Origin of the sequence: Streptomyces sp. DH-12, assembly GCF_002899455.1 — a bacterium.
GTDB lineage: Bacteria > Actinomycetota > Actinomycetes > Streptomycetales > Streptomycetaceae > Streptomyces.
Genome location: NZ_PPFB01000001.1, coordinates 2421173 through 2436398 on the forward strand (window position 1 = coordinate 2421173; position 15226 = coordinate 2436398).

Annotated in this window: 11 protein-coding genes; 8 read left to right on the plus strand and 3 right to left on the minus strand. The window is 71.5% G+C overall.

Annotation, left to right across the window (positions count from 1 at the left end):
- The first annotated feature begins 348 nt into the window (after positions 1–348).
- From C1708_RS09675 to C1708_RS09710, 8 genes are all read left to right on the plus strand, one after another.
- Complete coding sequence (locus tag C1708_RS09675; protein WP_106412274.1) at positions 349–4014, plus strand: nitrate- and nitrite sensing domain-containing protein; 3666 nt, start codon at positions 349–351, stop codon at positions 4012–4014.
- Between the two features lie 9 nt (positions 4015–4023).
- Positions 4024–4437, plus strand: a complete 414-nt coding sequence (locus C1708_RS09680) for a roadblock/LC7 domain-containing protein (RefSeq protein WP_004983056.1) — start codon at positions 4024–4026, stop codon at positions 4435–4437.
- A 111-nt stretch (positions 4438–4548) separates the two neighbouring features.
- Complete coding sequence (locus C1708_RS09685) at positions 4549–4944, plus strand: DUF742 domain-containing protein (RefSeq protein WP_006130593.1); 396 nt, start codon at positions 4549–4551, stop codon at positions 4942–4944.
- Complete coding sequence (locus C1708_RS09690) at positions 4925–5515, plus strand: GTP-binding protein (protein WP_106412275.1); 591 nt, start codon at positions 4925–4927, stop codon at positions 5513–5515. Before C1708_RS09685 ends, C1708_RS09690 begins: the two co-directional genes overlap by 20 nt.
- A 376-nt stretch (positions 5516–5891) precedes the next feature.
- Positions 5892–9167, plus strand: a complete 3276-nt coding sequence (locus C1708_RS09695) for a nitrate- and nitrite sensing domain-containing protein (protein ID WP_198602440.1) — start codon at positions 5892–5894, stop codon at positions 9165–9167.
- 10 nt (positions 9168–9177) lie between these two features.
- A complete protein-coding gene (locus tag C1708_RS09700; RefSeq protein WP_033321188.1) occupies positions 9178–9591 on the plus strand; it encodes a roadblock/LC7 domain-containing protein in 414 nt (137 codons plus the stop codon).
- 93 nt (positions 9592–9684) lie between these two features.
- Positions 9685–10251 (plus strand): DUF742 domain-containing protein, encoded by a 567-nt coding sequence (locus C1708_RS09705; protein WP_106412277.1) that lies wholly within the window; start codon positions 9685–9687, stop codon positions 10249–10251.
- Positions 10232–10813, plus strand: coding sequence for a GTP-binding protein (locus C1708_RS09710; protein ID WP_044384251.1), 582 nt, complete (start codon positions 10232–10234; stop codon positions 10811–10813). The genes C1708_RS09705 and C1708_RS09710 overlap by 20 nt, the downstream gene beginning before the upstream one ends.
- A 190-nt stretch (positions 10814–11003) precedes the next feature.
- Here C1708_RS09710 and C1708_RS09715 read toward each other — a convergent pair whose 3' ends face one another.
- The 3 genes from C1708_RS09715 to C1708_RS09725 all read right to left on the minus strand — a co-directional run bounded on the left by C1708_RS09715 (position 11004) and on the right by C1708_RS09725 (position 15192).
- Positions 11004–11192 carry an acyl-CoA carboxylase subunit epsilon gene (locus tag C1708_RS09715; protein WP_106412278.1) on the minus strand — a complete coding sequence of 63 codons (189 nt, stop codon included), beginning with the start codon at positions 11190–11192 and terminating at the stop codon, positions 11004–11006.
- Positions 11193–11207: 15 nt separating this feature from the next.
- On the minus strand, positions 11208–12791 hold the full coding sequence (locus C1708_RS09720; protein WP_106412279.1) for an acyl-CoA carboxylase subunit beta: 1584 nt from the start codon (positions 12789–12791) through the stop codon (positions 11208–11210).
- A gap of 115 nt (positions 12792–12906) precedes the next feature.
- Entirely contained in the window at positions 12907–15192 is a 2286-nt protein-coding gene (locus C1708_RS09725) for a polysaccharide lyase 8 family protein (protein WP_241911211.1), read from the minus strand.
- Positions 15193–15226: the final 34 nt, after the last annotated feature.

A 15226-nucleotide genomic window follows, 5' to 3' on the forward strand; every position in this document is an offset into this window, starting at 1 on the left:
CCGACTGGGACACCCGCCCGGCCCTGCCGGTCCGGGCCGGTATGCCCGAAATCGTCAAGATCCCGTTCTACGACTGGTGACCCGCCGGACACGGGGTGTCATGTATGTCACGGGTAGGCCTACGGGCCTTGTTGGAGATCCTGCACTGTGCTGGAATCTCACGGACCGCCGCAGGGATCGAGCCGGCGCACAGGGGGCGCGACCACGCGCCGAGCGGCGGCGAGATGGGGGAACCGGCGCCGGACCATCACGACCACCACGGGGGCGTATTCAGGGCGCCCCTATGACGCCGACACCGTGCCTCCCCGTTCACGCGGAGGGGCGCCTGGTTCAGAGGTTGCGACGCTAGTGCAGGGACGTTTCAAGAGGGATGGCAGCGCTTCGGCGGAGCCGGAGCCGCAGGGCGGGACTGGCCCCAAGGCCGTCAGCTCCTCGCCCCAGCACGCCCAGAGCCAGGGGCCGACCCCGCCCGGTGACCACGGCGGCGAGCGCCCCGGTGCGGGCGCGCCGTCCACACCCCCGACCACGCCGCCGGTCGCCCCCGCCGGTCCGGTCGGCCCGGGCCCGCGCATAGCCCTGCGCAACTGGCGGATCTCGACCCGTCTGGTGTCGCTGCTCGCGCTGCCGGTGGTCGCGGCCACCTCGCTCGGCGCGCTGCGCATCCAGCAGTCGATGGACGACATCCAGCAGCTCGACAACATGAAGCTGCTGACGGACATGACCAAGCAGGCCACCGAGCTGGCCCACGCGCTCCAGGAGGAGCGCGACCAGTCGGCCGGTCCGCTGGCGCACGGCGGCAAGGGCACGGACTTCTCGGTCAAGGGCTACCGCGAGAAGACCGACCGCGCGATGTCGAACTTCCTCGACAGCTCCGAGGAGATCGACGCGGCGAGCAAGGACGGCAACCTCAAGGGCGTCCGCGACAACCTGGTCCAGCTCGCCGGCGACCTGAGCGAGCTCGCCAAGATCCGCAACACGGCGTTCCAGCAGGAGAACAACTCCACGCAGACCGTCGAGGGCTACCACCGCCTGATCGAGAACCTGATCGACCTCTCGCAGGACATGGCGGAGGCGACCAGCAACCCCGACATGATCCAGCGCACGCGTGCCCTGGCGTCCTTCTCCTCCGCCAAGGAGTACGCGTCGGTCCAGCGCGCCGTCCTGGCCGCGGCGCTGCCCTCCAGCAACACCACCAAGGGCAAGCTCACCGAGAACGACCGGCTCTACGCCCAGTCGGCCCTGGAGAGCCAGAAGTCCGAGCTCCGCGTCTTCAAGAGCATCTACGGCGAGAATCCCTCCGCCGACCTGCTGCTGCCCATCGAAGAGGGCAACACCACGATCAGGGCGACCGACGAGTACGCCGGCCGCGCGCTGGCCTCCGAGTTCGGTCTGCAGTCGGTGGGCGCGCGCTCCTACCGTGACTGGCTGGACGACAGCTCCACCAAGATCCAGCAGATGAAGAACATCGAGCACTCGCTGCTCGAGGAGATGGAACAGAAGGCCCGTGAGCTGCGCAGCGCCACCGAGCGCGACGCGATCATCTCCGGTGCGCTGATCCTCATCGTGCTCGGTGTGTCCCTGGTCGGCGCCTTCGTCGTGGCCCGGTCCATGATCCGGTCGCTGCGCCGCCTGGAGGACACCGCGACCAGGGTCGCCCAGGAGCGCCTGCCCGACCTGGTCAAGCAGCTCTCCGAGTCGGACCCGCAGGACGTCGACACCACCGTCGAGTCGGTCGGTGTGCACTCCCGGGACGAGATCGGCCGTGTGGCCGCGGCCTTCGACGACGTGCACCGCGAGGCGGTCCGCCTCGCCGCAGAGCAGGCCCTGCTGCGGGGCAACGTCAACGCGATGTTCACCAACCTCTCGCGCCGCTCCCAGGGTCTGATCCAGCGCCAGCTCTCGCTGATCTCCGAGCTGGAGTCCCGCGAGGCCGACCCGGACCAGCTGTCCTCGCTGTTCAAGCTGGACCACCTCGCCACGCGTATGCGCCGTAACGGTGAGAACCTCCTCGTCCTCGCGGGTGAGGAGCCCGGCCGCCGGTGGACCCGCCCGGTCCCCCTGGTCGACGTGCTCCGCGCCGCCGCGTCCGAGGTGGAGCAGTACGAGCGCATCGAGCTGGCCTCGGTGCCGACCACCGAAGTGGCCGGCCGGGTCGTCAACGACCTCGTGCACCTGCTCGCCGAGCTGCTGGAGAACGCGACCTCCTTCTCCTCCCCGCAGACCAAGGTCAAGGTCACCGGTCACGCCCTGCCCGACGGCCGGGTGCTGATCGAGATCCACGACACCGGTATCGGTCTGTCCCCCGAGGACCTCGCGGCGATCAACGAGCGGCTCGCCTCGCCGCCCACCGTGGACGTCTCCGTCTCCCGCCGCATGGGTCTGTTCGTGGTCGGCCGTCTGTCGCAGCGCCACGGCATCCGGATCCAGCTCCGCCCGTCCGACTCCGGCGGTACGACCGCGCTGGTCATGCTGCCCGTCGACGTCGCCCAGGGCGGCAAGAAGCCGCAGGGCAAGCCCGGTCAGCCGGGCGTGGGCGCCGGTGGTCCGGCCGCCGCGCAGGCCGCCGCGGGCGCCGCCGCCGCACGGCGCTCCGCCGGGGCCGGCCAGTCCGGCGGGGGTGTGCCCGGCGGGCGCCTCGGGGCCGGCCAGGGACCGCGGACCGCGCTGCCCGGCCGGGGACCGCAGGGCCCCTCGGGCAACCAGCCGCCTTCGCTGTTCGACCAGGGCGCTCCCTCCGCTCCCCCGCAGGGCCGTCCCGCTCCGGCGGGCGCCGGCGCCGGCTTCGGGCAGCAGCAGGGTCCGAACGCCCCGCGGGCCGCGGGTCCGGGCGGGAACCAGGGCCAGGACGCCTTCGGCGGCGCCCGCGGTCAGGTGCCGCCGCAGCGGGGCAACGCCCCCGCCGAGCGCGGCCGCCGTCCCCAGCTCCCGCCGCGTGACGGCGTCCGCCCGGAACTGCCCGGCGGCGACCAGCAGCAGCGCACGCCGAGCTGGAGCGACGACAACGCCCGGCCGCCGGCGCCGCGCACCCCGATGGACGCCCCGCGCGGCCACGAGGAGCCGGACGTCTCCCGGACCGCCGCGATGCCTCGCTTCGACGACCGGCAGGGTCCCGGAGCCACGGCGGAGTTCCCGCGGTTCGACGAGCAGCAGCAGAACGCGCCCGGCCCGGACACCGGTCAGTACGCCCGACCCGGTGCGAACGGCGCCCAGTCCACGGGCCAGTTCGTCCGCGGTGACATCTTCGGGGCCCCGCAGGGCGGCCGGCCCGACGCGCAGAACCCGGCCCCCACGGGCCAGTTCCCCGCCGTGCAGGGCTACGACAACGGCTCGGCCGGCCAGTACCCGGCCCCGGGCCAGGACAACGGCGCGACCGGCCACTACGTCCTGCCCGACCGCTCCGGCGACCCGTCCTCCACGAGCCAGTTCGAGCGCCCGCGGGTGAACGGCACGCACGGCGGCGGTCCCGTCGCCCCGCGTCCGCAGGCCCCGCAGCCGCAGCCGCAGCAGGAGCAGCGCCAGCCGTCCGACCAGTGGGCGCTGCCCCCGGCCACCGGTCCGGGCGACGGCCGTACGCCGCTGTACGACACGCTGGAGACCAACTGGTTCCGCGGCGGCAACGGCGGTGCGCAGGAGCAGCAGGGCGACGGCCCCGCCCCGGCGCAGCAGCAGCCCCAGCAGTCCCCGCAACCGCAGAGCCCGACCGGCTCGCAGCGGTCCGACACCGCCTGGCGCAGCTCGCCCAACGACGAGCTCGTCAAGCAGGCCGAACGCGTCCGCAAGCCGGCCGCGGGCGGCGTCACCACCTCCGGCCTGCCGCGCCGGGTGCCCAAGGCGAACCTCGTCCCGGGCACGGCTCAGCAGCAGTCCCACCAGAGCGGTCCTCAGGTCTCGCGCGCCCCCGATGACGTGCGCGGCCGGCTGACCAATCTCCGTCGGGGTATCGCACAGGGTCGTCAGGCCGGGTCCGCACAGACCGGCAGCTTCCCGCGGCCCACTCACCAGCAGGAGCGTTAGTTGAGCCCGATGAGCCAGGCGGCACAGAACCTCAACTGGTTGATCACCAACTTCGTGGACAACACCCCCGGGGTGTCCCACACCGTCGTCGTGTCCGCCGACGGTCTCCTCCTGGCGCTCTCCGAGGGCTTTCCGCGCGACCGCGCGGACCAGCTCGCGGCCGTCGCCTCGGGGCTGACCTCCCTGACGGCCGGCGCCTCACGGATCTTCGAGGGCGGCAACGTCGCTCAGACGGTCGTCGAGATGGAGCGGGGATTCCTCTTCCTCATGTCCGTCTCCGACGGCTCGTCCCTCGCCGTGCTCGCACACCCTGAGTGCGACATCGGCCTCGTCGGCTACGAGATGGCGCTCCTGGTCGACCGCGCGGGGGCGGTCCTCACTCCGGACCTGCGCGCCGAACTGCAGGGAAGTCTGCTTCACTGACCGGCCCCGGCACCACCCGTCTCACCAAAAAACCGTCCGGCCGCCACAATTCCCCCCACCGGCCCCTTCCGACGGCTCGACTGACCGCTTGCTGTCCCGCCCGGAGGATTCATGACCCCGCCCACCGCCTCTCATGATCCGTACGCGGAGCCGTACGAGGACGAGGGCGACCAGCCACTGGTCCGTCCCTATGCGATGACCGGTGGCCGGACCAGGCCGCGCTACCAGCTGGCCATCGAGGCACTGATCAGTACGACGGCCGACCCGGCAGCGCTCATGGGGCTCCTCCCCGAGCACCAGCGCATCTGCCACCTGTGCCGAGAGGTGAAGTCGGTCGCCGAGGTCTCGGCGCTGCTCAACATGCCGCTGGGCGTCGCCCGGATCCTGGTGGCGGACCTGGCGGAGGCGGGACTCGTCGCCGTGCACCAGCCGGGCGGCGACGAGGCGACAGGCGCCCCGGACGTGACACTGCTCGAAAGGGTGCTCAGTGGACTTCGCAAGCTCTAGCGGCGGGACGGTCTCCGAGAGCCGTTCGACCACCTCGGCGAAGATCGTGGTGGCGGGTGGCTTCGGCGTGGGCAAGACCACGTTCGTCGGGGCCGTTTCGGAGATCAACCCGCTGCGCACGGAGGCCGTCATGACGTCTGCTTCGGCAGGCATCGACGACCTCACCCACACCGGGGACAAGACCACCACCACGGTGGCCATGGACTTCGGCCGTATCACCCTGGACCAGGACCTGATCCTGTACCTCTTCGGTACGCCCGGCCAGGACCGCTTCTGGTTCATGTGGGACGACCTGGTGCGCGGCGCCATCGGCGCGGTCGTCCTCGTCGACACGCGGCGCCTCGCCGACTGCTTCCCCGCGGTCGACTACTTCGAGAACAGCGGACTGCCCTTCGTCATCGCCCTCAACGGCTTCGACGGACATCAGCCGTACACGCCGGAGGAGGTGCGGGAGGCCCTGCAGATCGGGCCCGACGCCCCGATCATCACCACGGACGCCCGCCACCGCGCGGACGCCAAGAGTGCGCTGATCACCCTGGTCGAGCATGCCCTCATGGCACGACTCAGGTAGAGCCAAGTCGAAGGCGGCATACTGCAGTTGTCGTAGGTCCACTGGTGCCGGCTGTGTCCTTGGACACGGCCGGCACCGGTGTTCATAACGTTTCGGCAGAGGAATCGGGTGAGGCCGACACGCGACGCGGTCGCGCGATATCGCTGCGCGCATGAAGGCCTCGCCTTTTGACGGCGCTCGCTCTTTATGACCGTTTTATCTGGGACTTACATCACTCGGGATCCTCGCCTTTCCATGTTTGGATGAGCGCTGGTCGGCATGCTGGAATGCCTGAACCGCCCATGGGTCAAAGACGTACTCAGTAGTCGATGGCATGCCGGGCTCTGAGACACTGCGGCACGACGAAGGTGCCGACCGCCGAGAGGTTGTTGGTCGAGTGAGGCGAAGCAAGAACAGTCCCGAGCCGTCGGCCCGGGGCAACTTCACGCCGCCGCCGCGCACAGCGGCGCCCGCCCCCGTGCCCGGCCCCGAGTCGAAGGCCGCGCCCGCTCAGGGCGGGGGACGCATGTCCCCGCGGAACTGGCGCGTGACCACCAAACTCAACGCGATCCTGCTCATACCCGTGCTGGTCGGCCTCGTCATGGGCGGCTTCCAGGTGAAGAGCTCGATCGACACGTGGACCGAGGCGCAGGACGCCGAGAACACCGCCCGCCTGGTGCGGGCCTCCCTCACGTACGCCAACGCCCTCTACAACGAGCGCGACGTCAGCGCCGTGCCGCTGCTGACCGGCAAGGGCCAGGGCGACCCGGACGTCACCAAGGCGCGCGAGGCGACCGACGAGGCCGCCGACGCCTTCGACGAGGCCGCGCGGAACGTGCCGGCCAAGCCCGGTCTGGAGCGCCGGCTGAAGCTCGTCCGCGAGGCCGAGCCCAAGCTGTCCGCGCTGCGCGCCGCCGCCTACACCTCCAAGCTCAAGGGCGTGGAGACGGAGGAGGGCTACGTCGCCGTCGCCCACCCCCTGATGGAGATCGCCAACGAGCTCAACCTCGGCGCCGGCAACATCACCAGCTACGGCCGCACGGTCTACGCGATCTCGCTGACCAAGTCCGCCCTGTCGCTGGAGCGCGCCATCGGCATGCACCTGCTGACGAAGCCGGGCCCGACCGACAGCCAGCTCGCCAGCCAGCGCGTGGCCTTCCTGTCGTACGCCTACCTCGAGGGCATCGCCCTCGAGGAGTACAAGGGCGGCGGCACCGAGGCGGACAACGCCAAGCTGCAGGAGATCACCGCGCGCATCCAGGCCGAGGGCGCCGCCATGGCCAAGGCGGCCGCGCAGGCCGACCCGGACTACGTCCCGCCGCCCGCCAAGTCGGAGACGATGATCTCCGAGCTGGGCCGGCTGTCCACCACGGACGAGTCCGCCCGTGAGGACCTCGCCGCCCAGGGCATCACGCCCGAGAACTGGTGGGCGATGAACACCCTCAAGTTCGACGGCTACCGCCAGATCGAGTCCGACCTCGCGAACACCGCGGTGGACGAGGCCGTGCAGATCGCCTCCGACGCCCAGCGGGACGCCTTCATCACCGGCGCCGCCGTCGTCCTCGCGCTGCTCGCCGCGTTCGTCCTGGCCGGCATGGTGGCCCGCCAGATGAGCCGGTCCATGCGCCAGCTGCGCAACGCCGCCTTCGGCATCGCCGAGCAGCGCCTGCCGATGCTGGTCGACCAGCTCTCCCGGACCGACCCCGGCCGGGTGGACACCAACGTCACGCCCATCCCGATCAACTCCACGGACGAGATCGGGGAGGTCGCACGCGCCTTCGACCAGGTCCACCGCGAGGCCGTCCGGCTCGCCGCCGAGCAGGCCCTGCTGCGGGGCAACATCAACGCGATCTTCACCAACCTGTCGCGCCGCAACCAGTCGCTGATCGAGGGCCAGCTGACCCTGATCACCGACCTGGAGAACAACGAGGCCGACCCGGACCAGCTGGAGAACCTCTTCAAGCTGGACCACCTCGCGACCCGTATGCGCCGCAACGGCGAGAACCTCCTGGTCCTCGCCGGCGAGGAGCCGGGCCGCCGCTGGGACCAGCCGGTCCCGCTGGTCGACGTGCTGCGCGCCGCCTCCTCCGAGGTGGAGCAGTACGAGCGCATCGAGCTGTCCGGCGTGCCGGAGGCCGAGATCCACGGCCGCGCGGTCACCGACCTCGTGCACCTGCTCGCCGAGCTGCTGGAGAACGCCACCACGTTCTCCTCGCCGCAGACGAAGGTGCGCGTCACCGCGACCCGTCTGCCCGACGGCCGCGTCATGATCGAGATCCACGACAAGGGCATCGGCCTCACCGCCGAGGACTTCGCGGACATCAACCACAAGCTGGCCAACCCGCCGACCGTGGACGCCGCGATCTCGCAGCGCATGGGTCTGTTCGTGGTCGGCCGGCTGTCCGACCGGCACGGCATCCGCGTCCAGCTCCGCCCCTCGGGCGAGCAGGCCGGCACCACCTCGCTGGTCATGCTGCCGGACGCCATCACCCACGGCGGTGGCGGCGAGGGGGCGCCGGCCCAGGACGAGTTCACGGTCTCGCAGATCATCCCGGAGCAGAACGTCCAGGGTGAGAGCTTCGGCCAGCCGATGCGCACCGCCGCGGAGCTGGGCTTCGACGACAGCCGCTACGCGGACGTCCCCGACGACATCCGCGAGCTGGACCCGGTCGGCCGGTCCCTGATGCGCGAGGGTCGCCGTGCGGCCCTGGAGTCGCAGCCGCAGCCGGGCGAGCCGGCCGCCGGGGACGCCCAGGAGGGCGCCGAGGGCGGCTACCAGGACGAGTTCGCCGCGCGGCAGCAGGGCTACGACAACGGTCAGGGCTACGACGGCTACCAGGACCAGCAGGGCGGCGGCTACCAGGACCAGCAGGGCGGCGGGTACGACCAGCAGGCGTACGACGACGGCCGGCAGGGCGGTTACGGCGACCAGCAGCAGACGTACGGCGACGGCTACTACGCGCCGAACGGCGACCTGCCGCAGGGCGACGGCTTCCCGCAGACCGGCGGTTTCCCGCAGAACGGCGGCTACCAGAACGGCTCCTACGCCGAGCCGGGCCGCGGCGGCCAGGCGCCCGCGGGCGCCACGGGCTCCTTCCCGGCCTTCGGCGAGCGGCGTCAGGACGACGACTGGCCGCAGCAGGACGGCTACCACAACGGCTACCAGGACCAGTACCCTGCACAGACGCCGGAGGGGGAATCCTCGCAGGCCGCTGACGCGCGTGAGCCGGACAGCGTAGGCTTCGACCGTCCGGGACCGGCTTCCTCCGAGGCCCACGAGCTCACCGACGCCGGGCTTCCGCGCCGCGGGGCCACCGCGAACGGCGCGGACCGCGGGAACCAGGAGCCGCCGGCCACCGCTCCGGAGAGCAACGGCGACAGCGACTGGCGCTCGGCCAACGACGAGCGCTGGCAGCAGGCCTCGCAGCTCCGGAAGCCCAAGGCGGGCGGAGTGACCTCCTCCGGCCTGCCACGGAGGGTCCCGAAGGCCAACCTGGTCCAGGGAGCCGCCGAAACGACCCCCCAGGGAGGCCCACAGGTCTCCCGTGCCCCGGAGGACGTCCGGGGCAGGCTGAGCAACCTGCGGCGCGGTGTCCAAAGAGGCCGCACCGCAGGCAGTGAAACGAACGGCCAGGGCTTCGGTCCTGACAGCACCTACGACCAGGAGCGTTAGTGTGAGCCCGATGAGCCAGGCGGCACAGAACCTGAACTGGTTGATCACCAACTTCGTGGACAACACCCCGGGGGTGTCCCACACGGTGGTGGTCTCCGCCGACGGACTCCTTCTGGCGATGTCCGAAGGCTTCCCCCGCGACCGCGCCGACCAGCTCGCGGCCGTCGCCTCCGGCCTGACCTCTCTCACGGCCGGCGCCTCTCGGATCTTCGAGGGCGGCAGCGTGAATCAGACGGTTGTGGAGATGGAGCGGGGATTCCTCTTCATCATGTCCATTTCCGACGGTTCGTCGCTCGCGGTTCTCGCACACCCCGAGGCGGACATCGGTCTCGTCGGTTACGAGATGGCCCTTCTGGTCGACCGAGCGGGTACGGTCCTCACGCCGGACCTTCGGGCGGAGCTCCAGGGGAGCCTTCTCAACTGACAGACGGACGGTGCGCTATGGCGTCCCGGAGCCTTAAGGTTTCGGGACGCGGCTCCACATGATGGGTGCCAGGCACAGTCGGAGGAGGAGAAAGTGGCAACACCCCCAGACGGTTCATCGGCGGGCAACTGGTCGTACGGCCCTGCCCAGGGTCAGAACGACGGTTCCCAGAACCTCTACGGTTACCCCTCCACGCCTCAGCAGCCGTACGCGCCCCAGGGCCCCGGCCCCTCGCCGTACGACCAGCCGCAGAGCCCGCGCATCCAGCCCGTGCAGCCGCAGCGCCGGGCACCCGAGCCGACGCCCTCCGGGGCAGCGAACAATCCCCTGGTGCGCCCGTACGCGATGACGGGCGGACGTACCAGGCCGCGGTACCAGCTCGCCATCGAGGCGCTGGTGCACACCACCGCGCAGCCGCACCAGATGCAGGGCCAGTTGCCCGAGCATCAGCGGATCTGCAACCTCTGCCGGGAAATCAAGTCGGTGGCCGAGATCTCGGCCCTGCTGACCATCCCTCTCGGCGTGGCCAGGATCCTCGTCGCCGACTTGGCGGAGGCGGGACTGGTCGCCATCCATCAGCCCGGCGGCGACGAGAACGCCGGCGGCCAGCCAGACGTGACACTGCTCGAAAGGGTGCTCAGTGGACTTCGCAAGCTCTAGCGGCGGTCCTTCCCGCTCCACCACCTCGGCGAAGATCGTGGTGGCGGGTGGCTTCGGCGTGGGCAAGACCACGTTCGTCGGGGCCGTTTCGGAGATCAACCCGCTGCGCACGGAGGCCGTCATGACGTCTGCTTCGGCAGGCATCGACGACCTCACCCACACCGGGGACAAGACCACCACCACGGTGGCCATGGACTTCGGCCGTATCACCCTGGACCAGGACCTGATCCTGTACCTCTTCGGTACGCCCGGCCAGGACCGCTTCTGGTTCATGTGGGACGACCTGGTGCGCGGCGCCATCGGCGCGGTCGTCCTCGTCGACACGCGGCGCCTCGCCGACTGCTTCCCCGCGGTCGACTACTTCGAGAACAGCGGACTGCCCTTCGTCATCGCCCTCAACGGCTTCGACGGGCAGCAGCCGTACTCGCCGGACGAGGTCCGGGAGGCTCTCCAGATCGGGCCCGACACGCCGATCATCACGACGGACGCGCGGCATCGGGCGGACGCCAAGTCGACGCTCATCACGCTCGTGGAGCACGCGTTGATGGCACGCCTGCGCTGAGGACGCCCCTCACGCGAGAACAGCCCCCGCAGCTTTTCGGTGCGGGGGCTGTTTCCGTGGGTACGGCCACCGGGGTGCGCGGTTCTGTGCGACGCCGGACGCGGATCGTGGATGGTCGCTCGCGCGGTTCCCCACCCCCTGAGGGAGATCGCAGAAGGGCCCCTCCTCGGAAAGGAGGGGCCCCTCGGGGTCAGCGCCAGCTGTGGGGCGCCCGGAAGCCGTTCTCGCGTTCCAGGCGGCGCCAGCCGGCCCGGGCGCGGCCCCGGTGGGCCGGAGCGGTCTGCGGCGTCGCCGCGCGGGCCATGAGGATCGCCGTGATCGCGGCGACCTCCTCGGGCTCGGCGTGACCCTTCTCGACGCGGATGTCAGGTGTCGTCATCGTCTGTTCTCCCAGTTACTGGGGCGGGTTGCCGTGCTTGCGGGACGGCAGGTCGGCGTGCTTGGTCTGCAGCATCGCCAGCGAACGGATCAGCACCTCGCGGGTCTCGGCCGGGTCGATCACGTCGTCGACCAGCCCGCGCTCGGCGGCGTAATAGGGGTGCATCAGCTCGGACCTGTACTCCTTGACCATGCGGGCCCGCATGGCCTCGGGGTCCTCGGCCTCGGCGATCTGACGGCGGAAGATGACGTTCGCCGCGCCCTCCGCGCCCATCACCGCGATCTCGTTCGTCGGCCAGGCGTAGGTGAGGTCGGCGCCGATGGACTGGCTGTCCATGACGATGTACGCGCCGCCGTACGCCTTGCGCAGGATCAGCGAGATCCGCGGCACGGTGGCGTTGCAGTACGCGTACAGCAGCTTCGCGCCGTGGCGGATGATGCCGCCGTGCTCCTGGTCCACGCCCGGCAGGAAGCCGGGCACGTCCAGGAAGGTCAGGATCGGGATGTTGAACGCGTCGCACATCTGCACGAAGCGGGCGGCCTTCTCCGAGGCCTCGATGTCCAGGACGCCGGCCAGGGCCTGCGGCTGGTTGGCGACGATGCCGACGACCTGGCCGTCCATCCGCGCGAGCGCGCAGATGATGTTCCGCGCCCACCGCTCGTGGACCTCGAGGTACTCGCCGTCGTCGACGACCTCCTCGATCACCTTCGCCATGTCGTACGGGCGGTTCCCCTCCACGGGGACGAGATCGAGGAGCGTGTCGCCGCGACGGTCCACCGGGTCGCCGCAGGGCACGCGGGGCGGGTTCTCCCGGTTGTTCCGCGGGAGCAGGGAGAGGAGGTAGCGGACCTCGGCGAGGCAGGTCTCCTCGTCGTCGTAGGCGAAGTGGCACACGCCGGACGTCTCGGCGTGCACGTCCGCGCCGCCCAGGCCGTTCTGCGTGATCTCCTCACCGGTCACCGCCTTGACCACGTCGGGTCCGGTGATGAACATCTGCGAGGTCTCACGGACCATGAACACGAAGTCCGTCAGGGCGGGGCTGTAGGCCGCACCGCCCGCGCACGGGCCCAGCATCACACTGATCTGCGGGATGACACCCGAGGCCTTGGTGTTGCGCTGGAAGATCCCGCCGTACCCCGCGAGCGCGGACACGCCCTCCTGGATCCGGGCGCCCGCACCGTCGTTGAGCGACACCAGCGGCGCACCGGCCGCGATGGCCATGTCCATGATCTTGTGGATCTTCGTGGCGTGCGCCTCGCCCAGCGCACCGCCGAAGATCCGGAAGTCATGGGCGTAGACGAAGACCGTCCGCCCCTCCACCGTCCCCCAGCCGGTGACCACACCGTCGGTGTACGGCTTCTTCTCCTCCAGACCGAAGCCGGTCGCCCGGTGCCGGCGCAACTGCTCCACCTCACGGAACGACCCCGCGTCCAGCAGCAGTTCGATGCGCTCCCGCGCGGTCAGCTTCCCCTTGGCGTGCTGCGCCCGGGTCGCCTTCTCGCTCGGGCCGGCCAGTGCCTGGGCACGGATCTCGTGCAGTTCGGCCACGCGTCCGCGCGCGTCGGTCGGCTCGCCCGGCGCCTCATCCAAAACGGTCATGTAGTGACCTTACGAAGCCCGCCGCTGATTGCGAGCCGTCGACTCCTCACAGTGTCCGGGGTGTTTTCCTGGTAGCAGTGAACAGAACCAGGGGCCGTGCAGGCGTTCCGACTGCTCAGAGGCCCTCGTGCTTGTCGGGGTCGCACAAACGGCTTCGGCTGAGAGTCGCCTCACACATATGGGTCGCGCATGCCTCCCCCGGAGTGACGCGCAGCCGCAGCCGGGGTCCGGTGGCCAGAATCTCCACGGTGTCCGGGGCGTCGACCACCTCCCGTACGGGGTGATCCCATTCGATCTCCACCGGTTCGCCCGTTCGGGTCGGGTCGCTCACGCAGAGCCTAGCGGTACGCCCCCGGCGGCGGAGCAGCACGGCGGCCGGGCGGGAGACGGTGAGCCCTCCCGCGCTTCCTGGACGCCAGAAGGCGGCGGCGGTGAGACCCGGCGCGGGGACGTCGACGGCCTGCCGTGAGGCGTCGTTGGCCAGGACGCGCAGCCATCCCCGGCCGGAGGCGCGGCGGGCCACTTCGCCGCGGGCGGCGCCCGGCAGGAGCACGTAGGCGTAGCGGGTGCCGGCCGGGTCGGTGCCGTGGTCCAGCCAGAGGGTCTGCCAGCGGCGGGTACGGCGTTCGGGCAGGCCGTCGGCGTTGATGTCGGACCAGGCTCCGGTGCGGTCCTCGCGCAGGGTGTGCAGTTCGCCGTCGAGGACGATCCAGCCGCCGTGTCCCTCCAGGTGCGCCCAGCCGGGGCCGCGGGTGAGGACGGCCGTGCCGGCTTCCCCCAGATTGCGGTTGTCGACGACCGTCTCGACGGGCACGCCGTCGGCGCCGGTGATGCCGGCGCCCAGGCAGACGACGACGTCCGCGAGGAAGAACCACGCCTTGCGGGCCTCCAGGGTGGAGCCGAGGCCCTTGAGGTGCTGGCCCACGACCGCGTACGTGCCGTCGGTGGCGCCGCCGACCCAGCGGACGTCCGGCACGGGTTCGCCCCACTCGCCGCCCGCGCCGTCCGGCAGCCGCTTGGTGGAGACCGTGGTGCCGGGGAGGCGGTACGGGTCGACGGTGGGCCAGAACCAGTCCGTGTACTGGTCGCCGTGGCCGGCCGCCCACCAGGACACCATTCCGGCGCCGGTGTGCCAGCCGCGCGGGTTCTCGCCGTTGCCGCACTCGTAGTGGGCGATGCGGTCGCTCGCCATGGCGACGCACGCGGTGAAGCGGGGACGGCGGTGGACGGCGCGGTCCATGGCGGCGAAGAGGCGGTGCCCGACGGGTGCGGGCGCGGGGGCCGTGGGTCCTTCGGCGATCGCCCGCAGCCGGGCCAGGTCGGCCACGTCGAACTGGGGGGCGGTCAGCAGGTCGCAGACGGTGTCGCGCGCGATCCAGCCCTTCACCAGCGCGTGCCACCGCTCGCGCCGCGCGCGGTCCGCCCCCTCGGCGAGCAGAGCGACCGACGCGGTCAGCAGGCCGCCGTGGTAGTGGTCGGAGCGCATGACGTGCTCGTCGTCGCCGGTGAGGCGGCCCCGGCTGACGGCGCGGCCGTTGACGGCGTCCATGACGAGTCCGTCGTGGATCAGTGGAGCGAAGGCGTGTTCGACGCTGTCGAGGACGTGCCGCCGGGCCGGGTCGGTGATCTCCCAGGGCGACCCGGCGAGCAGCGCGAACAGCCGCCCCAGCCCGTCGAGCAGCACCTGCCCGTACGTCCCCGAGTAGGCGACCCGGGCGTGCTGCACGAACGAGCCGTCGGCGTACAGGCCGTCCCCCTCGGTGACGTGCCGGAAGACCGGGGAGAGCGCGTCCCGGGCGAGGGCGATCCGCTCCGGGTCGCGGCCGAGGACGCCGCGCAGGGCGACGACGCGGCACAGGTCGACGCGGTTGGCGCCGGTGGAGCCGCCGGTGTACGCGGTGAGGGCGGAGCCGGGGACGAAGTGGTCGACGGCCGCGCAGACGGCGGCGGTCCGCCCGGGGCCCGCCCGCTCGTGGAGGACGGCGAGGAGGTCGGTGAGCAGCCGGGGCGTGCCGATCCGCCACTCCCACCAGTTGCCGTAGGGGGTGACGCCGGGGCGCCAGACGGTGGCGGTGAGGTGGTCGAGGCCGCGCAGGACGTCCTCGGCCAGTCCGGGGTCGCCGGTCAGGCCGGTGCCGGGCTGTGCCCAGGCCCGGGTCATGGTCCACAGGCGTGCGCAGGTCGCGGTGACACCGGACGGCGGGTCGAAGGGCAGGTCGGGCCAGAGCCGGCCGGGAGCGGGGTCCGTCGCGGCCCGGAAGGCGCGGGCGCGCTCGCCCGTCTCCGCGAGCCGGGAGGCGTACGGCTCGGCGGCCGGGTCGTAGCCGGCGCCGAGCGCGAGGCCGGCCCAGCGCCGGCGCAGGGTGTCGTACGGGTCCCCCGTCGGCGGTCGCCGTGTCACGTCCCTGCCCTCCCCGCGCCGGGAACACGGGGTG

Bases quoted from the DNA above. Each gene is read 5' to 3' on its own strand.
- C1708_RS09680 (WP_004983056.1), top strand. From the start codon at position 4,024: ATGAGCCAGGCGGCACAGAACCTCAACTGGTTGATCACCAACTTCGTG.
- C1708_RS09685 (WP_006130593.1), top strand. From the start codon at position 4,549: ATGACCCCGCCCACCGCCTCTCATGATCCGTACGCGGAGCCGTACGAG.
- C1708_RS09700 (WP_033321188.1), top strand. From the start codon at position 9,178: ATGAGCCAGGCGGCACAGAACCTGAACTGGTTGATCACCAACTTCGTG.
- C1708_RS09715 (WP_106412278.1), bottom strand. From the start codon at position 11,192: ATGACGACACCTGACATCCGCGTCGAGAAGGGTCACGCCGAGCCCGAG.
- C1708_RS09720 (WP_106412279.1), bottom strand. From the start codon at position 12,791: ATGACCGTTTTGGATGAGGCGCCGGGCGAGCCGACCGACGCGCGCGGA.